Below are 25,129 nucleotides of genomic sequence, written 5' to 3'. Positions count from 1 at the left end.
CTTACACTCCCCACAATACAAACAGACCAACAGCGACGTAACCAAAAGCAATGATGTTTAGAACATACTGAATGATTGCACGCAAACCAGACGCCTTCACATAATCGGTAAGTACTTGCCAAAGGCCAATACGAACGTGGATCATGATGGCGATAAGTGCTGCCAATGTGAACACCTTCATCGCTAGCCCAGAAAATAATCCGCGCCACGCAATGAAAGTAATATTATCAGTGGATATAAAAAACCACGCCATGAATACCGTATAAGCAAAAATAATTGCAGCGGTAGTACGTAGTGAAACGTAATCTTGAATACCATTACGCTTTAAGCTTGCTTGGTTGCCTAGCATAGTGCTACTCCCAATACTACTGTCAGCACAATCCAAAGAGCGATAGCTATTTTGGCGCTGAGGTTTCCTGACTCCAACTCTTCCCAGTGACCTAAATCCATAACTACATGTCTTAGGCCGCCTAAAATGTGGTAAGTCAGCGCTGATAAAGTGCCTATTGCGATCACTTTTCCAATGATACCGTCCATCATCGCTTGTACGTTCGCAAACCCTTCAGGCGAGGAAACAGATACTGCCCATGCCCAAATAACAAAGAGTAATGCGAAGAACATTGCGACACCGGTAACACGGTGGAGAATTGACGAAATAGCGGCAGGCGGAAATTTAATAGTATTGAGTTCTAAATTTACTGGTCTTTGCTTTTTCACAATGTATGCCTGTTTAATCCGTAGGGATAATGAATTACTCACCGTTATTATGTCCTGTGTGAGTTAATTCGTTTATTACCTGTTAATTACCTCATCCAATGAGTTGTTAACAATTTGTGAATTATTCTTTAATGCAATTAACAGAATAATTATTCTGTTTTAATGCACTGCTGAGTATATCCAGCACAGTATATAATTACAATTTTTTGTGCTGTAGTAAGACTTTAGTCTTTTTTGACAAATCTTCCTGATAAACACAAAGAAAAGTAGCCACAAATACTAACAACAAGCATGGAATGCTTAATAAACAAGGCTGTAAAGTGTATCAGCACTAAACTAGAATAACACTATTTTCACTAGCAAAATTAAGGTCTTTTAATGAAAACGGGTAATTCTCAATCGACAAAAGGTTATTTTTTCAGCTAAGGTGTTAATAAATTTGGTAAACGGTGGTTTACCTTTTGCCAAAAGACATTGATAATTACCCTGAAACGGGTTTAGTGCGATTACCAAAATGTTAACGATAGAGATTCCGGCTGAGCATTATAAATCTCAGTAATTCGGAATATTTATTGTGCATAAATGCAATTAAATTGACTTATTGGTACATAATAAAGTACAAATACGCCACTTTTCCCCAACGAAACGAGCATTTTCGCCCGTTTTCGCTGCAAACAGAACCATTCTGAGGAGAGCATTTTATGGCAGATCAGAAAGCCATTCTTAAAGCCGGCGGTAAGGAAATCGAGCTTCCTATCTTGTCTGGCACCGAAGGACAAGACGTAATCGACGTTCGTACCCTTGGTCAACACGGTTACTTCACCTACGACCCTGGTTTTATGGCGACAGGATCTTGCGAGTCAGCTATTACTTACATTGACGGTGCTGCTGGTGTATTACTACACCGTGGTTTCCCGATTGAAGAATTAGCGCGCGATGCAGACTACCTTGAAGTTTGTCATATGCTTCTACACGGTGATGCACCGTCTAAAGAAGAATATGAAGAATTCAAATCAACGATTACACGCCACACCATGGTACATGAGCAAATTAACATGTTCTTCCATGGCTTCCGCAACGATGCCCACCCTATGGCAATGTTATGCGGTACGGTTGGTGGTATGTCATCTTTCTATCACAGCGACTTAGACGTTTCTAACGATGAAGAGCGTAAACGTAGTGCACATCGCTTAATTGCGAAAATGCCTACTTTGGTAGCCATGTGTTACAAGTACAACATTGGTCAACCATTCGTTTATCCACGTAACGATTTGAGCTATGCAGCTAACTTCCTGAACATGATGTTCTCAGTTCCTGCTGAAGAATTTGAGATTAGCCCTGCGGTTGAACGTGCAATGGATCGTATCTTTACGCTTCATGCTGATCACGAGCAAAACGCATCTACTTCTACCGTTCGACTAGCTGGTTCATCTGGTGCTAACCCTTACGCATGTATTGCGGCTGGTGTTGCTTCACTTTGGGGCCCTGCCCATGGTGGTGCGAACGAAGCATGTCTGAATATGCTTGAGGAAATTGGTACGGTTGACCGCATTCCTGAGTTTATTGCACGCGCTAAAGATAAGGCTGACCCGTTCCGTCTTATGGGCTTTGGTCACCGTGTATATAAAAATCACGACCCACGTGCAACAGTAATGCGTGAAAGCTGTCACGAAGTATTAAGTGAACTTAATGTTAAAGATCCACTACTTGAAGTAGCAATGGAGCTTGAAAAAATTGCATTAAGCGACCCGTACTTCGCAGAGAAGAAATTGTTCCCTAACGTAGATTTCTACTCAGGTATCGTACTTAAAGCTATTGGTATTCCAACCAATATGTTTACGTGTATCTTCGCATTGTCTCGTACAGTGGGTTGGATTTCACACTGGCATGAAATGATGAGCGATCCAAAACAAAAAATTGGTCGTCCTCGTCAGCTTTACACTGGTCACAACCAACGTAAGTACACGCCATTGAAATAAGCGTGAACAGATAGTTATTTGTTCATAAAATAGCGCCTTCTGGCGCTATTTTTTTGGCTCTTTTTTAATAAACTTTCGTACAAGAGTTTATTAGAATAACCGCAGAAGGATTATGTTATATGCCCTACTCTGTTGTGTTGCTTGGCGTTGCTGGGCTCATCCCTTTTTTAGCTATGCCAATAGCTTATTCTTTTAACCTTTTATCACTAACCCAAAGCGCTATTTACTTTATGCAGTACTCAGCGGTTTTATTGTCTTTTTTTGGTGGCATACATTGGTGGGACTCAATCAGTAATCAGCGTTATGGCAAACAAATGTATATCGCCATGTTTCCCAGCATTGTCGGTTGGCTTTGTTTGGTATTTAGCCACGACCCGAAAACCTTAGGGGTGCTTTCGCTTAGTTACGTTGCCATCTTAGTGTATGACAAATTCACGCTTAGCCTACCAAAAGGCCAAATTGTAAGTTATATCAGTTTACGTATAGCACTTACCTCGGTCGTGGTAATTAGCCATGCTTGGATGATTTATCTCATTACCTAACTTTTATAGTACATAGCGCACGTTGTCAGGAAACATCATTGCGTTATAAAAATTGGCTGATGCTACAAGTGTTTGCCAATTGTTGAAACGGCACGTGCCAGCAAGACACAAAAAAAGCGCAGTCATAATTATCATGACTGCGCTTTTTTCATAAACCGGCAATACACTCCGGTTTATGCGTTGTGTTTTTCTTTTAATCTAAACCTTGTTCACTTTATTTAACAAGTCAGCCGTAAAAAGAGTAAAAACGCGGGATGTTACTCGTCACGTATAACCGAAAGCAACTCAGCCGTTTTTTCTTCCATCAAGGCTATATCGCCTCGGCTCTCTACGTTTAAGCGAATAACCGGTTCGGTGTTCGACTTACGCAAATTAAAGCGCCATGTGTCGAATTCCAACCCTAGGCCGTCTGTAGTATCGATCACCGTTGCAAGGGGCTTATATTTAGATGTTGCGCGCTCTAGTGCAGCATCTGCATCTTTAAGCTTGCTGTTAATCTCACCCGACGATGGAAATGCTTCAATGCGCGCTTTAACCATGCTCGCCAACGATTGCTTTTTAACACACACAAGTTCGGCAATTAGCAACCAAGGGATCATACCTGAATCGCAGTAAGCGAAATCTCTAAAATAATGGTGCGCACTCATCTCACCGCCATACACCGCGTCTTCCTTGCGCATACGCTCTTTAATAAACGCATGACCTGTTTTCGACTTAATTGGTGTACCGCCAGCATTCGCCACAATGTCTTCGGTATTCCAAAATACCCGGGGGTCATAAATAATTTTACTGTCTTGGTTCTTCTCAATGAACGCTGCTGCAAGCAAGCCAACAATGTAATAGCCTTCAATGAAGTTGCCGCTAGCATCGAATAAGAAGCAACGATCGAAGTCGCCATCCCACGCCACACCAAAGTCCGCGTTATGTTTAATAACAGCATCGGCAGTGTCTGCTCTGTTTTCAGGTAATAGCGGATTTGGAATACCATGAGGGAAAGTGCCATCTGCTTCGTGATGCACTTTAATAAAGCTAATTGGAACTTGTCTGCTCGCTAACTCAGCTTCAATAGCATCAAGCGCTGGACCTGCTGCACCGTTGCCCGCATTAACCACTATTTTAAGTGGTGTGAACGAATCAAGATTCACATAAGACAACATGTGGTCTACATAGGCTGACATACAGCTATCTTCTACATAGCTTCCTGTATCAGTTAAATGTGAAACCTTAATGTGTGCATGACCGTTATAAAAGGCATCAGCATCAATAGTCTCACCTTGCGTGTAGTAAGCAAGACGCTGTGATACCGCTTCGTCGGTCAACTGCTCAGCGCGCTCTTTAATAGCGTTTAAGCCCGTATCGCCACTAATGGGCACAGAATCAGCTTTTACCAACTTCATGCCATTGTAGTTAATGGGATTATGGCTAGCTGTTACTTCTATTCCGCCATCAACACCTAAGTGTTTAGTCGCAAAATATATTTCTTCCGTGCCTGCCATACCAATATCAGTAACGTTCGCGCCAGCATCAATTAGCCCTGCGCTCAAGGCAAGTTTTAAGGGGGTAGAGGTTAAACGAACATCGCTGCCCACCACTACTGTTTTCGCTTTCAACTCTTCAGCAAAGGCGTAACCAATGCGATAAGCCGTTGCTTCATCAAGTTGGCTGTTAAGCTCACCGCGTATGTCATATGCTTTAAAGCACGTAATTGGTTTAGTCATGTATTAGAGTCTCTGTTCCCTGTTAAAGCTATTATTGGTCACTTGTGTGACAACAAAAAGTGTTACAACAAAAGTGACGAATATCATTCTAAAGTAGATGGTATAAAACCCCTCACCTTCGCGCAATGCGCTTTTCAAATTACTAAGCAATTAAACGTACTTTATTTTTTCTCTGTTGTGGGGGGTCATTAAATCTTGTTTTGGGCCAACGGGAACAACTTGGGTAGGGTTTATCATGGTGTGGCTGTAATAATAGTGACGTTTGATATGGTCAAATTTTACTGTGCTTGCCACACCTGGATATTGATACAACTCTTTCATATATCCGTACACGTTTGGGTAGTCTGCAATTTGGCGAATATTGCACTTGAAGTGACCATGGTACACCGCATCAAAGCGAATCAAGGTGGTGAACAAGCGCCAATCCGCTTCGGTAATTTGATGGCCCACCAAATAACGTTGTGTCGACAATCGTGTTTCTAACGAATCTAACGCTTCAAACAAGACCTCAACGGCTTCTTCGTAGGCACTTTGCGTGGTAGCAAAGCCAGCCTTATAAACGCCGTTATTGATAGCGTGATACACCGTATTATTAATATCGTCTATTTCTTCGCGCAGCGCAGCGGGGTAAAAATCTTGTTTATCTCCCGTAAGCGCATTGAAGTCACTGTTGAAAATACGAATGATATCTGCAGATTCATTATTTACTATAGACTGGGTTTGTTTATCCCACAGCACCGGAACCGTTACCCGCGTGGTAACATCATGTTTTGCTTTGGTGTATAGCTGATGCAGATAATCATAGTGATATAGCTTATCGCCGGTACTTCCTGGGTAGTCAGAAAAACTCCAACCATCCCCAAGCATATCGGGGTTCACCACAGAAACATCAATGTGTTCAGTAAGCCCTTTCAGTTGCCTTAAAATTAACGCACGATGAGCCCACGGACAGGCATAAGCAACATAAAGATGGTATCGACCAGACTCTGGTGGGTGTTCGGCTCCTGCTTCACCGCCTATCGTACCTCTAAACTTCGACGCTTGACGTTCAAATTTACCGCCATTCTCACTCGTGTCATACCATTTATCTTGCCATATTCCGTCTACAAGCAATCCCATTTGTTTCTCCAAGCATTCGTTTCAAAACGTGTTATTCAATCATGTATAACTTTGAACGTAATGCCTGTATTTTTGGATTTAACTTCCTAGTTTTTAGAACGAATAGGTAAAGAATAGGTATAGCACCTTTACCTAACGTCCATATTATCGATGATTGTTGTGGAAATCGGCACGACTTCAGTAGCTACACCCATTTGTATAATGGCAATATCTTACGGTTTTGACATGCCTTACTGGCAGATCAAAGAAGAGCCCTTGCAATATTGCGCTTTTTTGCGATCATGCGCCCCTTGAGTAAAAGCTTTTAATTTTTGTTTAGACTGTTCTGTTTTTCCCCGGTTAACGAGTATTGGCTGAACAGTTTTAACGCAGCACTTAAACAATGCGGCTATTGGCATAGCAAGAACTGGAATACAAAGTGAGTATATTGGAAGATCAACGATTTGGCGGTATCGTGCGCCTATATGGCGTAGAAGCCGCAGAAAAACTTGCAATGAGCCATGTGTGCGTTGTGGGTATTGGTGGGGTTGGAAGTTGGAGTGCAGAAGCGCTTGCGCGCTCTGGTATCGGTAAAATTACCCTGATTGATTTAGATGATGTATGCGTAACCAACACCAATCGACAAATTCATGCGATGGCAGATACCATAGGCGACGCGAAGGTTGACGCTATTGCCGAGCGTATTAAACGCATAAACCCAAATTGCGAAGTGGTATGCATTGAAGACTTCGTCACACCAGAAAACACAGCGGAACTGTTAACCCAAGCTATGGATGCTGTTATTGACGCAACTGACAGCATAAGAGCAAAAGCTGCCATGGTAGCCCATTGCAAACGCGCAAAAATACCTATCGTGACTGTTGGTGGTGCGGGTGGACAAATTGACCCTACCCAAGTGACCCGAGGTGATCTATCAAAAACCACCCAAGATCCTCTTGCGGCCAAATTGCGCAGTGAATTGCGACGCAATTACAATTTCAGTAAAAACCCTAAACGCCGCTTCGGGGTTGAATGCATCTATTCAACCGAGCAGTTGCGTTATCCCCAGCCTGATGGCAGCGTATGTTATAACAAATCGGCAATGGAAGGTGGAACGCGGCTAGATTGTGCAGGCGGTTTTGGCGCGGTCGTAACGGTAACTGCTACCTTTGGTATGTTCGCATCAGCCAGTGTAATCAATCGCTTAACCGGTCATAAATAGACAAACGGGAATAACTACCGCACAATGTTGTTAGCAGGTTTAAAAATGACGATAGCGAACATCACACTATCGCGTAAAGGTTAAGTCAGAAGGATAATAAAATGTCACCTATAGAGCTCGAACAATTAATGAAGGACTGCGCAGAAGATGCGGTTGCTACAGCCCAAGAAGAGTTCAGTTTAACCTTAGATTATTCTGCTGAAAGTGTTTCACTTGTAGATGATATTTTGCTCAGCTTTTTAGACAAATATCATGACAGTGCATTAGAAGATGAAGCAGTTTTCACCATTTGTAATATCTTTGGCGCGTATGTAGGAGAAACATTCCAACGTTTTGTGGGTGGAACATGGCTTTATGACCAATCGAACCCTAAAGCACCTTACGTGTTATTAGTGGTCGGTGAGAATTCTTATGCCTTTGCTGGTATTTGTTACGAGCGGCTAGTGAACGACAGCCAGGTCAGCGTTAAAGCTTATTTCGATCAATCTGTAAGTAATCACCGCCAGTAAACAGTCTGTTTTGCACTTTTTTCGTGTGGGGCTTATACCTTTTTGCCTCACACGCCAGTCGCTTTTTTGGGTATCTTCACCTAAAAATTAATTCTTAATTCCCAGAAAATAACACCTCAAACAAAAGCTTTTTTCTGATTTATTCGGTTTTTACTCGCAATGAGGCTTTTTCCAATCTTGTATCATCCAGCGCAAATGCCGACTTCGACTAATACAATATAAGCTGATAATAGACACCACCACCTTGATGGCAGTTATCATTTCAAACCCCCAATGTACTGACACAATATGATAAAACTGTACACTCAACGACGCTATCACGCCCACTAAAATAAGTGGCAACAATGCGCGAGACCACCCTGTGATCCCCTTTTTCCATAGCCTTTCACGTTGCGATATAAGCACAAGCCCTAACACTATCGGTACACTGCTTAGTAATGCCAAGCCTAAACTCTCACTTTGAGGATAAAACAGCTTAAGTAACGCTTCAGTTTGCGAGCGCGAGGCCAGCGAAAAAATAAACGCAATCCAGTCCAAACTAAATAGCGCCAGTATGACGTACAGCCATTTTGGCGGTAAAATTCGGCCAGATTCATCGTAATATTTTAATGGCAGTTTAAGCATGTAAAACAAATAGCCTTGTTTCAAAGAATAATTAATAACCCAGTTATTATTGGGCTAATAATGCAAACTTAAAGCGCTAAAAGAAAATATCAGGCAATTTGGCATAGTTATAAATGTTTTACTATAAACGACACGGCTTCAGGTGATTTAAACGAATTGTGCTTAGACACAACAATGAGTCTTTCTAAGGCTTCCGGTATATCGGCACTTTCGTAGGTCACCACGCCATCAGTGAGTAATAAACACACTTCCCTTCTTTCACATTCGGTTTCTTTTTTCGACCCAATAATGGAATAAGCTTTTCCTTGAATAGGCATAGAATACAAGGTGTTCATTAATGGGTGACCTGGCTTTAATGAGTCGAGACTTTTAAATTTAGTGTCGGTTAAATAACTCTGCATGTCTGACTGAACAATGTCGACCCCATTTTCATCGAGTAAATCAACAAACATATTTTTGAGTTCATAGGGTATTTGTACCAACGATGAACCAATATACCCGATTGCCGACGCCGCTAACGCCGACCCCTTGTGGGGCGTATCTAAATAAAAAACGGTGTTCGTTGTAAACCTAGGTTCAAAGAAAAAGGTGTCCCGAATATCTTCTGACATCGACTCTTCAAGCTGCTCAGAAGGTACAGCAAAGGTGGTATTCCAAAAGGCGTCGCCAGGCGATACTGTCAGTAACTTGGTTATAAGCCCTCCTAAACTGTGCCCAATAAATACCGCTTCGCGAGTGATTAGTGGGTTATCAATAGTGGCCAGTAGCGCATCAAGCTCTCTTCGAATTTTCATGGCGCTATACAGTGGCGGCTGACCTGAGGGGTAAAGCACATGCCAAACTTGATAGCGTTCGTTCAACCATTCGTCATTCATTACTGCCATAGTCAAATAACGCCAAATCAAGGGGTCGGAATTAAGTCCATGGATCATAATAAGGGGAATTTTGGTGTCAGATATTTCCCCAATAACATAAATCCCTCTAAGGGCTTTTGCTTGATTAGTACCCACAAAGCCTTTCCAGCGAAGCCCTCCGACTATCGAATCATTTAGTAAGGCTAAATAGCTGGCACTTGGAGAGTACCTAGCCATATAGGCGTTATTACCCACACGTACCGTGGTTCGGCTATGAATTTTCTGAGCATCTAACGTTATGTGCACCTCGTTACCATCTAGCTTAATGCCCTGAAACATCAATGTGTAACTGCTGTAAGTCCCTTCTTGAGGGTAATAGGTCTGTTCAGTTTCTGTGGCTGCTTGTTCTCTTACTACCACCGCAACGCCGTATTCTCCTAGAATTTGGGGTTGCAGTGTATCTTCTGAAGTCAGCATTCTAGATGCAAAAATGATTGGCTGGTCTAAATTCAAATGGGTGTGAAAATGTGCTTCATCTTCTTTTCCCGACATGCGCAATGTCAGCAAACTCATTAGCGCATCTCGATGACGTTTTAGCGCAAATTGGCGCTCGTCAGCACTGACATCATCCCGCCCAAGTAGCGCTTGTGTACACAACAAGCTGTTAATTAAGCCTTCTGTCGAACGAGGCAATATGGTCACGCAGCTCCAATAAAGCTCACGGGTGGTGTGCTCAATATAACTAAGGGTGTATTCTGGCGCATTAGACAAGCGCAATGTGAGTGATGGGGGCTCAGATTTATAATAGTCTGAAGAACATGATGCTAAGCCAAACATAATCAAGCTAAATAGAATGGGTAACGTTTTTCTGCACTTAAAACTGCCCATGAAGCCCTGCCGTGAAACTTATGTGAGAAGAGCAAAAGAGTATGATGAATTTTTGTTCAGTATTCCACTAATAGGCAGTATTGTTCTTAGTTGAAAAAGTTTTACCTCAAAGAGCTGCGAACCCGCCATACTTACTGTATAATCCGCGGCCATTTTAGGCACAAGTAGCGTCGTTTACCGGGTGATATTTTAGATGACAGTAGAAACCTTTAATCCAAGTAAAGCAGCAAACAAAACCACTACTTTAGAAACACCAGTCAAAACACTGACTGAAAATCGTAGTTCAGGTGCAAGCAACGGCGCCCGCATTGGGTTTGTCAGCTTAGGCTGCCCAAAAAACTTGGTAGACTCCGAACGCATTCTTACGCAATTGCGTACTGAGGGCTACGATGTTGTGCCTACATACAACGATGCTGATTTGGTTATTGTTAATACCTGCGGCTTTATTGATGCGGCGGTAGAAGAGTCACTTGATACCATTGGTGAAGCGCTTAAAGAAAACGGCAAAGTCATTGTAACTGGCTGTTTGGGCATTAAAGAAGATGAAATCCGTGAAGTACACCCTAATGTACTGGCTATTACCGGTCCTCACGCTTATGAATCGGTAGTTGAGCAAGTTCACGAACATTTACCTAAGCCTCAACATAATCCGTTTGAACATTTAGTGCCCGATCACGGAGTTAAACTTACGCCTCGTCATTACGCGTATTTAAAAATATCAGAAGGTTGTAACCATAGATGTACCTTCTGCATCATTCCTTCCATGCGTGGCGACCTTGTAAGTCGTCCTGTGGGCAGTGTGCTTGATGAAGCGAAGCGCTTGAAATCGGCGGGTGTTAAAGAGCTATTGGTTATTTCACAAGACACCAGTGCGTACGGCGTTGATGTGAAGCACAGAACAGGCTTCTGGGATGGTATGCCCGTTAAAACACACATGCAGCAATTGTGTGAAAAACTGGGTGAGATGGGCATTTGGGTGCGTTTACATTACGTGTACCCCTACCCGCATGTTGACGACCTTATTCCACTGATGAATGAAGGTAAAATTCTACCTTACCTTGATATCCCGTTTCAGCATGCCAACAAACGTATTTTACGCTTAATGAAACGCCCAGGTAGTGCAGATCGTACGCTTGAGCGCGTTAAGAAATGGCGTGAAGCCTGCCCTTCATTGGTTATCCGCTCAACCTTTATCGTAGGTTTTCCGGGTGAAACTGAAGAAGAGTTTGAAGAATTACTCGACTTTATTCGTGAAGCACAGCTAGACCGTGTGGGCGCATTTGCTTACTCACCGGTTGAAGGCGCTCGTGCAAACGACTTACCTGATCCAGTACCTGAAGACGTTAAACAAGAACGTTTAGCGCGCTTCATGGAAGTTCAGGGTGAAATTAGTGCACAGCGTTTACAAGCGCGCATTGGTAATGAATACCAAGTGGTTATCGACAGCGTAGACAGCGAAGGCGCTGTAGGGCGAACTTATGCCGATGCACCTGAAGTTGATGGGTTAGTTCACCTTAATGGCGTTTATGACGTGAAACCTGGTCAACGGGTGTGGGCCGAAGTCATTCATGCTAACGAACACGATGTGTGGGCGGTACTGTCTGAAGATCAAGACGAAGACGAAAGCCAAGATTAATCGTACAAATAACCACTAGGCTTTCAACAAGTCGTTCAAAATAATGACAATATAATAAACAAAAAACCGGTAGTTCCTAAGGAGCTACCGGTTTTTTTTAAGTTAATAGTATGCCGAATGCACATCAGACAGAAGTTACTGCGCACTTACCAAGGCAGTTCATCACCATTTGAATGTATAAAACGCCCTGCACTATCAAGGGTCATTTCGTCGATGCGAGCGACCAATCTTTCAGCAGAAGTATCTGCATCAATATCGCCGCTACCATTTACCATTTCAGTTTGAACAAAGCCTGGGTGAAACAAACCTACCGCTATTCCTTCTGGCTTGAGATCGTTCGCTAGTGACACACCAGCAGCATTCAACGCCGCTTTCGACATTCTATACCCATAGTAACCGCCAGAAGTGTTATCGGTCATAGAACCCATTCTGCTGGTGATCATGGCTATCTTACTGTTGTCGGCCATTGATGGAAGAAGAGTTTGTGTGACAAGCAGAGGCCCCATCGCATTCACTCTAAACTGATAATCTATGGTATGAGGTTCCCAGTCGTCTAAGGTTTCTTTGCCTAACACACCTGCGTTATTAATGAGCAAATCAATCTTAACGTCTGCTAGCTCCGCTAAACTATCAGCCAGCGTATCTGGCTGCGATACATCAACACCTGTGATCACTTTAACGCCAGATGAATTAAGCTCATCACAACTATTGCGACAGGTGGCGTACACCGTCGCGCCTTTCGCTTTATATTGCTTGACCAGGGCTAGACCAATACCGCGGTTACCCCCTGTAATGACTACGTTCATTTTAACGCTCCCTATTTATATGCTGCACGCTACAAATATAAATACAAATACCAGTGCTATGCCGAAAAAAGTCAATGGCATTTATTCACACTGAAAGCCTGTGTTAACCATTTATTGGCAATGCTTAATTAGCCTTTCAGCAGGCTAATCATTTTTGCATTTGAATACCGGAATATCTTTTGGCTTTTTTTGATGATTACTCGTTTTTTTGAGCCGCTAAAAAAGCGAATAAAAAGCGCGGCCTACCCTAACGATGCCAGCAAACGCGCAAGATCCTCAGGCGTGTCTATGCCAACGGGTGGTTTAGCATCTGCTACGTCGCAATGGATTTTGTCGCCATACCACAATGCCCTAAGCTGCTCGAGAGATTCAATTTGCTCAAGGGCACTAGGCTGATAACTAACATACTGCTTCACGTATTGTGCACGGTACGCATAAATGCCTATATGTCGAAAATACAATTTAGGATCAGCACTTTGACGGTTTTTCATCATACGATCACGTTCAAATGGGATAGCGGAACGAGAAAAGTACATCGCCTCTTTATGTGCATTTACCAATACTTTAACCATATTGGGGTTAAATACATCGTCGCTTTCTAAAATAGGCGTAGACAAGGTAGCCATCACACATTGAGGTGCATTCGACAAATTACTCGCCACTTGCTTAATGTTTGCAGCAGGAATGAAAGGTTCATCGCCTTGTACATTAACCACAATGCTATCGGCAGCTATATTTTCTTTCTCAATTACCTCGGCAATACGTTCAGTGCCAGACTGATGTGTATCGGCGGTCATACATACATGAGAAAATTCATTTGCAACATCGGCAATGCGCATGTCGTCAGTGGCGACAATGATTCGCTCAGCACCCGCTTCAGTGGCACGTTGCACCACATGCTGAATCATGGGCTTGCCGTTAATATCAGCCAGAGGTTTACCTGGAAAGCGGCTAGAGCCATATCGTGCGGGAATAACTACTGTAAATGCCATCACACACCTATCGCGTTGCGTCTACTTCATCGAGTGTCATTACCGTTGCTTTACTTTCTATAAGCACCGGAATCCCGTCTTTAATATCGTAAGCTAAACGGTCAAAGCGGCAAATTAGCTTATCTTTTTCATCATTAAGCACCAACTTGCCTTTGCACACTGGGCATGCCAGTACTTCTAATAATTTGTTATCAAATGCCATTGTATTTCCTTGCTTGCTAAGGCGTCATTGTTAAGCCAGCATTAACCAGCTTGTTATCTATTTGTGTGAAAAATTTCTTATCGATACTTGCTGAAACGGGCAAATACCAACAATCGCTGTGAGCGATATCACTTAACTTCACTGCATCTTTTTCGGTCATTAGCACCATGCCCGATGGGATATCATCTGCGGTAAATTGGTGATGATCGGGAAACGGTAATGTGCTGGACAAGTTTAACCCCATACTCGTTAACTGCGAGAAAAAACGTTCAGGCGCACCAATACCTGCCATGGCAGTAATATTCTTACTGCGCAAACTAGTCAACTCAGCCTGCTCGGTGGGGTTTGTAACAGAGCACAATTCACCGGCTACCAACTTCATAAGATACTGAGGTGTCTGGCCTGCTGTAAGGTCTGGTAACGTATTGTCAGCACGGTTATGCACAATGGCATCTACTGTTGCCAGCCGCCAGTGACCTTCCCTAAGCGGCCCCATTGGTATTAAAAAGCCACTGCCGGTTAAACGTTCGTCCATTACCACCACTTCAACATCTCTTGCTAACGCATAATGTTGAAGGCCATCATCACAGATAATAAGGTCGCAATTAAGATCACTTGAAAGATAATCTGCGCCCCGCCTACGTATAGGGTCAATCACCACGGGTACTTGACTTCGAATGGCCAGTAGTCGAGGTTCATCCCCTACTTCACTGGCATCATCATTAGCGGTGACTTGACGAGGATAATAGCTAGACTTCCCCCCATACCCTCTACTTAAAATACCAACTCGAACACCTTTTTCGCGATAATACTGCGCAAGTGCAAGTACCACAGGTGTTTTACCGTTACCGCCAACCGAAATATTGCCTACGACAATAACTTTAGCACGGCCTCGATACACCTTTTTCAGACCGGTAGAGAACAAAAACCTTCGAAAAGCTGATAACAGCCAGAAAAGTATCGCAAGTGGCGATAACAGCCACACTAGCGGGTGACCAGCGTACCAGCGCTTCACCATACGACTCACTTAGTTATCACCAAACTGCAACGCGTGAAGCTGAGCATAATGCCCGCCTTTTTCTAGTAACTCCTGATGCTTACCACTTTCAATAATGCGACCTTGCTCAACCACCATGATAGTGTCGGCATTTTCAATTGTCGATAACCTGTGGGCTACCACAATACTGGTGCATCGTTTTTGTAATGTTTCTAGTGCATCTTGGATAAGTCTTTCCGATTCCGTATCTAGCGCCGAGGTCGCTTCGTCTAAAATCAGAATCGGCGCATCGGCTAAAATAGCGCGAGCAATAGCGATACGCTGACGCTGTCCGCCAGACAACATAAGGCCATTTTCACCAATAACAGTATCGATACCTTCAGGTAAATTACCCAAAAACTCATCGACGTGAGCCATTTTGCAGGCTTGCTCAATTTTGGCCTGCGACACGGTTTCTTTTGCACCATAAGCAATGTTATTGGCAATAGAATCGTTAAATAATGTTACGTTTTGCGACACTACCGCAAACTGCGCCCGTAGTGATTTTAAATCGATACTGTCTAAAGGATTGTCATCCAACCTGACTTGCCCTCTTTGCGGGGAATAGAATCGGGTAAGCAGCGACGAAATGGTCGACTTTCCGCTTCCAGAACGCCCTACCAAAGCAACAGAGTGGCCAGGTTCTGCGGTAAACGACACGTTCGTTAACGCAGGCGAATGCTTTCCAGGGTAAGTAAAGGTCACATCATCGAATTCAATTTTACCGACTGCACGCTCTAGTTTTATGTCGCCTGAATCAGCTTCGTTTTCTCTATCTAGAATTTCAAACACGCTTACGCAGGCAGTCATGCCTTTTTGAAACTCATTATTAATCGTCGTCAGTTGTTTTAAAGGTTTTAGTAGCATCACCATACAAAACACCACGTTAATAAATACACCCGCAGAGAGCTTTTCAACCATGCCAGGCGTGCTGGCAATATAGAGCACTACAGCTAACGCCACAGATGCAATAACCTGAATAGATGACACACTTAAAATCTGGGTAACCGCAAGCTTCATGGTTTGTTGGCGGTTATTATTATTTTTCTGCTCGAAGCGTTTTTGTTCGATGGTTTGCCCACCAAACATAATGACCACTTTATGGCCTTTTACCGCCTGCTCTACCGCAGATGTTAAATTGCCCATCGCTTGTTGAATGTTTCGACTCACCACTCTAAAGCGCTTACTCACGAATGAGACAATAACGGCAACCAAGGGACCAATTAACAAGAAAATAAGAGATAACTGCCATGAGTAATAAAACATGACCGCGAGTAATCCAATAACAAGCGCCCCTTCCCGTACCAAGGTTAACAAGGCTTTACCAGAAGCATTGGCAACTTGTTCTGTGTCATAGGTCACTTTACTAATTAACGCGCCCACCGCTTGGGTATCGTGGAAAGACACCGGCAAATGGATATATTTATCGAACAACTGTTGTCGCATGCGCATGACGACCTGCGCCCCAATCCACGTTAGTGTGTAGGTACCAAGAAAGTTAAATAGACCCCTTAATAAAAACAACGGGACTATCGCATACGCAGCTAATCGTAAGTACGCCTGATCATTTTTCCCTAGTGACTCGTCAATCATGGGCTGCAATTGTGCAAATACGAAAGTATCTACCGCGGAGTAGCCCACCATGCCAATAACGGCAACGAAGAAAGGGAGTTTAAATTCACGCAGATAGCGTAAAAAGCGTTTAACCTGGAAGGCCGACGGATCGGTTTGTTGCATCAAAGTGTTTTAACCTGTTCGTTATTCATTACTTTCACCCTCGCTATTGTACTAGTACTTGAGTCATTTCCCTAATCAACCCCATGCTTTGATTAAAAATTTTCCTCTTTCTTCACTTCAGATTCTGAAGAAACAAGGTGCCTAGGCGTGTAACTTGGCAAATACCAACGGTTTTGGGCGTCTTTTCGTTCTGACCTAACTATATAGCCACCTTCTGTGAACTCAAGTCGAATGAAACCAAATTCGCTGGTGGTAAATTGGCGAACGCCATATTTCTGATAGCGAGAAAAGACGGATTGGCTTGGAAATTTCCACCTATTTTCATATCCTTGGGTATAAAGAACCACATCAGGAGAGACGCGTTGAATCCATATGTCGGTAGATGAAGTTTTACTGCCATGATGAGGTGCAATTAACACATCAGCACGCACAGCTGTTTGTTCAACGTTGCTTTTATTTTCTTGAGTACCGTTTGTTCTCCCTTTAATTCCCGCTGCCATTCGCTTTTTTTCTGCATGTAGTATGGCGTACTCACTGGCTCGTTCAATATCACCAGGAATCAGAACACTGTGGAATCCATCATCAATTTTAATCACGCAAGACATAGCATTACTGTCTTCTAGATTCCCTTTTTCAGGCCATAGAAAGGTAAGCGTTAACCCTTGCCAGTTAATTACCTTTCCTCGCTCACATCCGTCTATCGGGCTTATCCATGCGGGTTTAATACCTTTGGTGTCTAACCAGGCACTCAACGCGGCTTTTCCTCCTGCATGATCAGTATCACCATGACTGTGAATGACCATATCTACGTGTTCGCTGTTATTTTGCTTCAGGAATGCAGGTATAACCTGACTCGCTAATGGCGCTTCAGCGTTATACATAGGCCCTGTATCAACAATGATGGCATGTTCCCCTTTGGTTAACGCGATAGCAGTTCCTTGGCCAGCATCAAACACATTAACAAACCATCGAGTTGGAGAAGAATGAATAAAAGTGAGGGTAACTGGCAGTATTAGCAATGATACACAGGCCCATTTATATCGCCACCTGGGTAAAATGGCTAATAACATGGCGAAAAGCAGGCACAGTATTGAACCCGTGGTGGGATAGAAGTGAATTGCACTTATTGGCCAAGATGCCGCGTCGCTTAAGCAGGTTAAAAGCCAGCCTAATACCTTATCTATTTTAAGTAGCACCCAAATAGCAAAGTCTAAGCTTGTAGGAATATAGTACCCCGCCATTACCGCAAGCAGTGCCACAGGAAGAACAAGCGTAATAACAGGCAATACAAAAAGGTTAGCGATAATGCCGATAGTGCTAGCCGTACCAAACCACAATAGCGTGATAGGCGCCATCACAACGCTTACCCCTAATTGAATGCAAAATAAAGCTTTGTACCACGGCATTGCCTGGAATCGAAATCGCCAATTAAGCAGCCAAATACTTATCACCGCGCCTATGCTTAAATAAAAACTGGCTTGCAGCAACGACAGAGGAAACAACACAATACAAGTAAACAACATGAAAACGCCCATGTGAAATGGCCGTAACACACTATTAAATACAGCAAAGCCAATACCCACCACCAATAAAACAAAAGCTCTGACTACTGGCAATGCCATCCCGCTTAACATCACATACAGCGCAGTACTACAAACCAAAGTCATTAATACGTAGCGCCTTAGGTTTATGAAAGCGTTCTTCCTTTTTATTATGCTACTGGCAACAAAAATAAACGCGCTACACGCATAAAATACCGTCAGGGCGATAATGGATAGGTGCATTCCCGATATACTGAAAATATGCGCGGTACCGGTTTGCCCAATCGTGTGCCAGTCGTCTTTGGTTAACAGACTACGTTCACCAATCAATAACGCCTGAAACCAACGCATTTGATCAAGTGGCAGCGTAGTTATAAAAACGGATATGTTATGACGAACACTATGGTTGTGAACCACGGCTTCAATGTGTAAATGTTTGATATAACCCGTAGCCACAATTTCTTGGCTGGCAAGGTATTGTTGTCGATTGAAGCCTACTGGGTTCAGCGTGCCGTAGGCCGGTTTTAATTTCACCGTGGCAGTGAATTTGTCCCCGTTGTGTAAACAGGTACTCGTCAGGCGATGGCTCAATGCCATTTTTCGAGTGAACTTCAGTGCTATATCGTCTATGGCGTTGACGTTGACGACATACGACATATATCGCGGTTCATCTTTTTCATACTCTGCGTTTACTGCACTGTCGATATTTTCCGCGTTTTGTGTGTGTACTCTATTTTCTTGATTATTCACGACGCTTTTTTGACCACTTAGACAGCCTCCCCGGTCAACCGTCGCATTAATTGTGACATCTTGTTGAATTTTGCTCTGTGGTAGTTGCCAAGATAGGTGCCAATACCCTAAACTCGCCATCCATGTAGCACCTATTAATGCGCCACTTACTGCAATAAGTACAAACTTCATCCAAGACGTTTGTTTACCGCCGCTTATTGAATAAAAGTAAAAATTGCACTTTGATAGGAACAGCAGTACACCACCACCTATGGCAAGCGTCATCACTAGGTTTAGCGATGGCAACTCGGGCCATAAAACAGCGGTTGTTGCGCTAACACAAAAACTGCCACACCAAATTGTGATACGATTTACCATTGTTTTACGTAGCAATAAATATAGATGGCTGAATGTAGCCCATATGTTGATAGTTAACGAACGAGTGTTATGCCTAAGAAATTTATTAGACGTTTCCTGCCTGAACCGCAGGCTGTAAAGAACAACAAAATTCTGCGCGTGTTTGGCAGCGTTTTGCACGAACCTAATTTATGGCATTTAAACAGACGTTCAGCGGCAGGCGGATTTTGTATCGGGCTGTTTTTTGCGTTTTGGCCTGTGCCCTTTCAAATGTGGCTTTCTGCGGGCGTCGCCATTCCTTTTCGTGCTAATTTACCGCTATCGGTAGCCACGGTATGGGTTACCAATCCGTTCACCATACCGCCCATATTTTATGCTGCTTATAAAATTGGTTCTACTGTACTTGGGACTAAGCCTAAACACTTTGAATTTCAATTCAGTTGGCAATGGGTGGTGGAAAGCATCAGCACTATTGGCCCCGCATTTTTGGTTGGCTGCGCAATTTGTTCCATCATCGCCAGTGCCGTGGGTTACTTCACCCTAAACTGGATTTGGCGTTTTCAGGTTAAAAAGGCTTGGGAACGCAGAAGATTGGCTCGTGCGAAAGCCAAAGTGCAAGCACAGTAGCCAGCTCCCCCTACCATAGGCAGGCGGACGCTTAGGCTACGAGTTCTTAGTACGTGCCTAAGTACATCAAATCATACACACGCAGACATGAAAAAGGCGCTCTTAAGGCGCCTTTTTTCATTAGTATGGTTTGCGTTCTGTTAATACTGACTGCTCAAACTGTGCTAATTATAAAGGCTAGTCATGCTCTGCTAAAAAGGCGAGTAACTTAGCTTCATCCCACACTTCAACATCTAGCTCTTGTGCTTTGGTAAGCTTAGATCCCGCTTTTTCACCAGCGACCAAAAACGAGGTATTTTTCGATACCGAGCCTGCCACTTTAGCCCCTAACAATTGCAGTTTCGCTTTAACATCGGAGCGGCCCATTTCGCTTAATGTTCCTGTGACTACACAGGTTTTTCCATCAAGAGGTAACGCACTTTGTGGTTTTTTCTCAATTGCAGGCCAATTAATACCCGCCTCTAGTAAGGCATCGATAACATCGGTGTTGTGAGGTTCGTTGAAAAAGTTATGCAAATGCGCCGCAACAATACCGCCTACATCTTGCACTTCAATGAGTTCATCTTCGCTGGCGTTACGAATTGCCTCAAGGGTTTCAAAGTGCAAAGCAAGGTTCGCTGCCGTGGCCTCACCGACTTCTCGAATACCTAACGCATATAAAAACTTCGCCAATGTGGTGGCTTTCGACGCCTCAAGTGAGAGTAACAATTTGGCCGCAGACTTTTCGGCCATGCGTTCAAGGCCCACAACATCGCCTAACTTAAGATTAAAGAAATCTGCAGGGCTATGCACTAAATCGGCATCAACGAGTTGATCGACCAACTTATCGCCTAAACCGTCGATATCAAATGCTTTTCGAGAGGCAAAATGCTTTAACGCTTGCTTGCGCTGCGCCGCACAGATAAGGCCACCGGTACAACGAGCAACCGCTTCGTCTTCCAGTTTTTCTACATTAGAGCCACAAACTGGACAGTCTGTAGGAAAAACAATGTCTTTAACGTTGTCATCTCTTTTGGCTTGTACCACAGAAACCACTTGGGGAATAACGTCACCCGCGCGTCGAATAATAACGTAGTCGCCTACTTTCACCCCTAGTCGGTCAATTTCATCTTGATTATGTAGCGTGGCGTTTGACACAGTAACACCGCCAACAAACACGGGCTCTAATCTTGCCACTGGCGTTATTGCAAAGTGTCACCAGAGCAACCTAATTTCAATTAGAGAGACTCTCGTAATATTAGACTTTATATACAAAATACAATAACCTCCAGTATTTGAACATATTCAGGTAGGTATATGCAAATGGATAAGAAAATGAGCTTAGATGAAAAATTCGTCTTTATCAAAATCCATTATGGAGAGCCTATACACGATGGCACGGTTGAACTGTTCAAAGAAAAAAGCTACTCCCAAATCATGAAAATATCAAAAAATCTTGTTGCATATAGCAATATTCTCTGCCCTGTATTGCTATCTAGTGGTAGAAAGGACTTAACTTATTGTTTAAAACTTGTAGCTATAGATTTGAGCCAGCGACTTGCTAAACCCACTGCATATTCAGACTTTATATCACTTAAAACACATATTATTAAATTGATAGAGCGTAGTCATATACCTTGGGTAACTTTTTCAAAAAAAGATCTCTCTTTTCTCAGTGTTGCTATCCCCAAAATGACTTATGAAGAACTTAAAAAGCAAGCAATCCCTAGAAAAATTCAATTAGGATTCCATCATGTAAATCCTAAAATTGAAGTATTTAAAGAAGTCCTAAATAAAACATGTAGCCCTGAAATCTCAGACGCTCTGATAAATCACGCGATGGCATATAAGAAGAAAACAAGGCAGAAGATAATAACCCAATTAACAGATTTTCTTAACGGTATAACTACAGATAAGCCTGATTGGTATAATCATCCACTGGTTTTACAAAGTGAATTAATTAAGTTCCGGGCGAACCTGCTTGATCGGTATCAAAGAAATACAGCTTATTTGCATTTCCATATTATTAGTAAAGCAATAAGAACACTAATGGAACAAGGACTACTAGACAGCCAAATAGACCTGCCTGACAACTATAAGGGGTCATGGCGTAATCAAACATTGCGTGCAAACAATCCCTTAATTTCTAACTTAGACTTATACGATTTGAACAGTACATCTTTTACTAAAGATACGCCTCGATTTCTCGAACAGTTGAAAAAAGAAATCGATACGAATCTTGCGTGTTTAACCGATGTAGCAAAAAATATTGTTTGGGAAGGTTATAAAGATTACTTGTTAGGAACCGAAGTTATTACTCAATATAAAAGTTTCATTGAACAACATACAGGTAAACACATTCATGTCGAAGATCAGCTTGCTCCCAAGTTTCAGACTAAATTAAGCGCGATTTGGCCAGAAAACAACATATCTGACTTTTTAACATCTAAACGAGTTGCGTATTATGACAGCAATTATGAGTTTTATATCTCAGGTGGAACCAATGACCCAAATAGCCCTTACAAAGTAAGTAATTCTGTAAACAGATATTTGGGACTAACCATAGAAGTAGCTTCAGCTATGCAAACGATAATCGTGGAAGAAATTGGCATTAATCCATTTTCTCTCTACGATATCTCAATATCATCTGACGGGGTTGGTAGAGAGTTTGTTCAAATTACTGATGAAGGTTCTGTCCGACTTCGCGCTTTAAAAAAACGCGCAAAACAATCAAAAACAAGGAAAGCTAAAGGAGGCCCCGTCTTACTCTCACAGATACAAAAATCAGATATAGATGCTGCTGTTTGTCTGAAAATAGCTTTAGAAATGACAAGTAGAGCCAGAGAGTCTAGCGAAATTAGGAAGCTTTGGGTATTTCGTACAGCAAATGGGGTACAACATGTTTCAGACAGTGCATTTCAAGATAACTTCAACAAAATGAAAGCGAGTCTTCCCAGTAAAAACAAAGCCTTACAACACTCAACATTGAAAAAAATAAGAGGTTCCAAAGGGGTGTTAATATTTCTTCAATCAAGAGGGGATGCATTGAGAACTGCAAATTACTTAGGTAATCAAGTCGAAACAACCTTAAATAGATACATTCCTCCTTATCTATCAGAGCTAATCTATAGAAATAAAATTAGAGCGTTTCAAAATGTATTGCTTTACATGGCGATTGGTTTGGAAGATTCGCCTTCAGACGCTCTTAATATGAGTGAGAAGGAATTAAAGTCTCAGCTTGAAGTTGCTTTTAATAATGAAGATATGGGTGGTAATTTGTACGACAAACTCAAAAACCCGGATGATGAAAATATCCATAATGAAGAATTGTATTTTTGTGTTTCCATCGACAACATAAAAACCGCCCTTATCTATATTAAAACTGGTAGTGATCCTATACTTAAGGAGCAATGTGTCACAGCTGTTTCAGCAATATCCGAAAGCACTGTCATAATGAAACAAATGCTACGAACTGCTCAACTTGCAGTGCAAAAATGCTAGGTTAAATAAAACATGAGTGAAAATGCAAATTTAAAAGACGATGATTTTGTTGACTTTTCCAAATTAGTTGATTCCGCAGAAAAGTTTGAATACGAAATGCCCAGATGGCTATTAAATGACAATGTTTACGACCAAGAATGGTTAGCTTCAAAAGTGGCTGTAGATATTGACTACTATCGTAAAAACAAAAACAAAGCACTAAAGATAAATTTTAAAAGAAAGATTTCCGACGTGGAATATTTGACTGACGCAATTAATGAACCTTTATTAAAAGACATTATGCACAGCTTATTATACTTGGACGCACGAGGAAAAATCACTCGACCATTAAGAGCTAAAAGCATTCTGGTCGCCATTACTGACTTAATAAAACATGTCAATGAGGTTCGGCAAAAAGACTCAAAATTGCTTGTAAGGGGGCTAGATCAAATTAAATTAGACGAGCTCAAAGGTTTTATTATGGACTACAATACACAGCCTCATGTCTTTGCTGCCGCCCTTAAAATCATAGATTTAAACTCTAGTTCATCATCAAAAATCGACTGGATTAAAATAAAAAATGAGCTCAACTTAACAACAAGATCACTATTGTCATTGCAGCACTCTTTGAAAAAATACTATAAGAGTAACCCATTTGAAAACGATGATAGTGCTTATAAAGAAGACCACTCAGTGACAAAGAAATGGAACGCACCCACTAGGGTTCGTGAATTTCAATCTGCTAATACAATAGATTTCGATATTGACACAGATTTATGGCCTTCAGAAAAAACTATATCAAACATAATCTCACTGCTTGAGGCGGTCTACACAGCAAGGGCATCTCAAAAGTATAAATTTGTTCACTCACCCGCAGCATTATTTAGCAATGGTGGAACTCTGTTTGATAGCATGAAACCATCAATAAAAACCCCCGTAATGCCTACATTCAGTTACCTGCACTCTATTTCAACAAGTCTTAAATTTGCTAGGAAGTATGGTTATGCGATACGCCAGCATTTATCCGAACTGGCGAAAAATGAGTTACAAAAAGTAGATAATAGCGACGTTTACTGTTCAAGCTCATCATTGCAAGAGGAAGTGTTTAAAGAAACAGCTTTGCCAGTTGTATTAAAAGAACTGAATATCACGTCGTGGTGTGACGACAATTTGGTGTGTTTTAGCCAATTTAGACAAGAAATGTCCATGGCCGTTGCACTAAGGTTATATGTAGCCTCAATCTACATACTGGTAGCTGGTTTTGTTGCTAGCAGAGTTACGTCTATGAGAAGTTTAAAACGGAATTGCTTTGTTCAATCGCCTATCGATGGGCATTTCGATTTAATTTTACGAATTCCAAAAACTTCTGAACGTATTGAGCTTGAAAATGTTCACCGCCCAATACCAGACTTGATATTCGATTATGGCTTAGAGTTTGCACTTTTAAACAATGTCCTAGAAGAGCGAAGAGGCTTTATTGTAGATGAAACCGAACAGTTCTTATTTGGTGGTTTTTTGTCACACACGTCTTTTAAAGCCCATGGAACAGAATTTGCTCAAAGCCGTGTTGGCCCTCTCAGCAATGATTATATAAATGGTTGCTTAGACTTGTTTGCAGACTGGAGTTCCTCTCCCTTAATTAATGGGAAACGATGGTACCCAAGAAGTCACCAATACCGTCGAACGTTTGCTGTACTGTATTTCAATATGACTGACAATACAGGGTTAGAAGAATTGTCCTGGTTTTTAGGGCACGCTGACTTAGAGCAAACTTTTCACTACGCAGAAGTATCGCCAAGTTCCGAGTGGATTGACTGCGTAATACCATGAAGCCGATCGGTCAATACTATTCAAGC

At 42.3% G+C, this 25,129-nt stretch carries 20 protein-coding genes and 1 pseudogene; 8 read left to right on the top strand and 13 right to left on the bottom strand.

Annotation, left to right across the window (positions count from 1 at the left end):
* Nucleotide 1 precedes the first annotated feature (1 nt).
* Together sdhD and sdhC are read right to left on the bottom strand one after the other, a co-directional pair.
* Nucleotides 2-349 carry a succinate dehydrogenase, hydrophobic membrane anchor protein gene (gene sdhD / locus AMBT_RS07345; protein ID WP_013783980.1) on the bottom strand — a complete coding sequence of 116 codons (348 nt, stop codon included), beginning with the start codon at nucleotides 347-349 and terminating at the stop codon, nucleotides 2-4.
* Nucleotides 343-717 (bottom strand): succinate dehydrogenase, cytochrome b556 subunit, encoded by a 375-nt coding sequence (gene sdhC / locus AMBT_RS07340; RefSeq protein WP_013783979.1) that lies wholly within the window; start codon nucleotides 715-717, stop codon nucleotides 343-345. The genes sdhD and sdhC overlap by 7 nt, the downstream gene beginning before the upstream one ends.
* A gap of 701 nt (nucleotides 718-1,418) precedes the next feature.
* On the opposite strand from sdhC, the gene AMBT_RS07335 reads away from it, so the two are divergent.
* Both AMBT_RS07335 and AMBT_RS07330 read left to right on the top strand, forming a co-directional pair.
* Complete coding sequence (locus AMBT_RS07335) at nucleotides 1,419-2,696, top strand: citrate synthase (RefSeq protein WP_013783978.1); 1,278 nt, start codon at nucleotides 1,419-1,421, stop codon at nucleotides 2,694-2,696.
* A gap of 119 nt (nucleotides 2,697-2,815) precedes the next feature.
* Nucleotides 2,816-3,238, top strand: coding sequence for a DUF3429 domain-containing protein (locus tag AMBT_RS07330; protein ID WP_013783977.1), 423 nt, complete (start codon nucleotides 2,816-2,818; stop codon nucleotides 3,236-3,238).
* 257 nt (nucleotides 3,239-3,495) lie between these two features.
* On the opposite strand, the gene AMBT_RS07325 is transcribed toward AMBT_RS07330, so the two are convergent.
* Together AMBT_RS07325 and AMBT_RS07320 are read right to left on the bottom strand one after the other, a co-directional pair.
* Complete coding sequence (locus tag AMBT_RS07325) at nucleotides 3,496-4,956, bottom strand: phosphohexomutase domain-containing protein (RefSeq protein ID WP_013783976.1); 1,461 nt, start codon at nucleotides 4,954-4,956, stop codon at nucleotides 3,496-3,498.
* A gap of 150 nt (nucleotides 4,957-5,106) precedes the next feature.
* Entirely contained in the window at nucleotides 5,107-6,075 is a 969-nt protein-coding gene (locus tag AMBT_RS07320; RefSeq protein ID WP_013783975.1) for a glutathione S-transferase family protein, read from the bottom strand.
* A 418-nt stretch (nucleotides 6,076-6,493) separates the two neighbouring features.
* On the opposite strand from AMBT_RS07320, the gene tcdA reads away from it, so the two are divergent.
* Both tcdA and AMBT_RS07310 read left to right on the top strand, forming a co-directional pair.
* A complete protein-coding gene (tcdA, locus tag AMBT_RS07315) occupies nucleotides 6,494-7,276 on the top strand; it encodes a tRNA cyclic N6-threonylcarbamoyladenosine(37) synthase TcdA (protein ID WP_013783974.1) in 783 nt (260 codons plus the stop codon).
* 101 nt (nucleotides 7,277-7,377) lie between these two features.
* Nucleotides 7,378-7,785, top strand: a complete 408-nt coding sequence (locus AMBT_RS07310) for a hypothetical protein (RefSeq protein ID WP_013783973.1) — start codon at nucleotides 7,378-7,380, stop codon at nucleotides 7,783-7,785.
* A gap of 150 nt (nucleotides 7,786-7,935) precedes the next feature.
* Here AMBT_RS07310 and AMBT_RS07305 read toward each other — a convergent pair whose 3' ends face one another.
* Both AMBT_RS07305 and AMBT_RS07300 read right to left on the bottom strand, forming a co-directional pair.
* On the bottom strand, nucleotides 7,936-8,409 hold the full coding sequence (locus tag AMBT_RS07305) for a DUF2919 family protein (protein WP_013783972.1): 474 nt from the start codon (nucleotides 8,407-8,409) through the stop codon (nucleotides 7,936-7,938).
* 107 nt (nucleotides 8,410-8,516) lie between these two features.
* Entirely contained in the window at nucleotides 8,517-10,151 is a 1,635-nt protein-coding gene (locus tag AMBT_RS07300; RefSeq protein WP_013783971.1) for an esterase/lipase family protein, read from the bottom strand.
* Nucleotides 10,152-10,344: 193 nt separating this feature from the next.
* On the opposite strand from AMBT_RS07300, the gene rimO reads away from it, so the two are divergent.
* Nucleotides 10,345-11,787: a 30S ribosomal protein S12 methylthiotransferase RimO gene (gene rimO, locus AMBT_RS07295; RefSeq protein WP_013783970.1), complete on the top strand. Its 1,443-nt coding sequence runs from the start codon at nucleotides 10,345-10,347 to the stop codon at nucleotides 11,785-11,787.
* 146 nt (nucleotides 11,788-11,933) lie between these two features.
* On the opposite strand, the gene AMBT_RS07290 is transcribed toward rimO, so the two are convergent.
* From AMBT_RS07290 to AMBT_RS07265, 6 genes are all read right to left on the bottom strand, one after another.
* Entirely contained in the window at nucleotides 11,934-12,593 is a 660-nt protein-coding gene (locus AMBT_RS07290) for an SDR family oxidoreductase (RefSeq protein WP_013783969.1), read from the bottom strand.
* Nucleotides 12,594-12,835: 242 nt separating this feature from the next.
* Nucleotides 12,836-13,585, bottom strand: coding sequence for a 3-deoxy-manno-octulosonate cytidylyltransferase (gene kdsB, locus AMBT_RS07285; RefSeq protein ID WP_013783968.1), 750 nt, complete (start codon nucleotides 13,583-13,585; stop codon nucleotides 12,836-12,838).
* A 7-nt stretch (nucleotides 13,586-13,592) separates the two neighbouring features.
* On the bottom strand, nucleotides 13,593-13,787 hold the full coding sequence (locus tag AMBT_RS07280) for a Trm112 family protein (RefSeq protein ID WP_013783967.1): 195 nt from the start codon (nucleotides 13,785-13,787) through the stop codon (nucleotides 13,593-13,595).
* A 16-nt stretch (nucleotides 13,788-13,803) separates the two neighbouring features.
* A complete protein-coding gene (gene lpxK / locus AMBT_RS07275; protein WP_041452517.1) occupies nucleotides 13,804-14,805 on the bottom strand; it encodes a tetraacyldisaccharide 4'-kinase in 1,002 nt (333 codons plus the stop codon).
* Nucleotides 14,806-14,814: 9 nt separating this feature from the next.
* Entirely contained in the window at nucleotides 14,815-16,560 is a 1,746-nt protein-coding gene (msbA, locus tag AMBT_RS07270; protein WP_013783964.1) for a lipid A export permease/ATP-binding protein MsbA, read from the bottom strand.
* 92 nt (nucleotides 16,561-16,652) lie between these two features.
* Nucleotides 16,653-19,208, bottom strand: a complete 2,556-nt coding sequence (locus AMBT_RS07265; protein ID WP_013783963.1) for a DNA internalization-related competence protein ComEC/Rec2 — start codon at nucleotides 19,206-19,208, stop codon at nucleotides 16,653-16,655.
* Nucleotides 19,209-19,277: 69 nt separating this feature from the next.
* On the opposite strand from AMBT_RS07265, the gene AMBT_RS07260 reads away from it, so the two are divergent.
* The gene (locus tag AMBT_RS07260; protein WP_013783962.1) at nucleotides 19,278-19,814 is read left to right on the top strand and encodes a DUF2062 domain-containing protein; all 537 of its coding nucleotides are present in this window, start codon (nucleotides 19,278-19,280) and stop codon (nucleotides 19,812-19,814) included.
* Between the two features lie 177 nt (nucleotides 19,815-19,991).
* On the opposite strand, the pseudogene ligA reads toward AMBT_RS07260, so the two are convergent.
* Nucleotides 19,992-21,002, bottom strand: a pseudogene (ligA, locus tag AMBT_RS07255) (NAD-dependent DNA ligase LigA); the annotation flags it as partial.
* 114 nt (nucleotides 21,003-21,116) lie between these two features.
* On the opposite strand from ligA, the gene AMBT_RS07250 reads away from it, so the two are divergent.
* Together AMBT_RS07250 and AMBT_RS07245 are read left to right on the top strand one after the other, a co-directional pair.
* Nucleotides 21,117-23,294 (top strand): hypothetical protein, encoded by a 2,178-nt coding sequence (locus AMBT_RS07250; protein ID WP_013783960.1) that lies wholly within the window; start codon nucleotides 21,117-21,119, stop codon nucleotides 23,292-23,294.
* Between the two features lie 12 nt (nucleotides 23,295-23,306).
* A complete protein-coding gene (locus AMBT_RS07245; protein WP_013783959.1) occupies nucleotides 23,307-25,103 on the top strand; it encodes a site-specific integrase in 1,797 nt (598 codons plus the stop codon).
* Nucleotides 25,104-25,129 lie beyond the last annotated feature (26 nt).

Source organism: Alteromonas naphthalenivorans (assembly GCF_000213655.1).
GTDB lineage: Bacteria > Pseudomonadota > Gammaproteobacteria > Enterobacterales > Alteromonadaceae > Alteromonas > Alteromonas naphthalenivorans.
The sequence above is the reverse complement of the archived record's forward strand: the minus strand, read 5'-3'. Positions and strand labels throughout refer to the sequence as shown.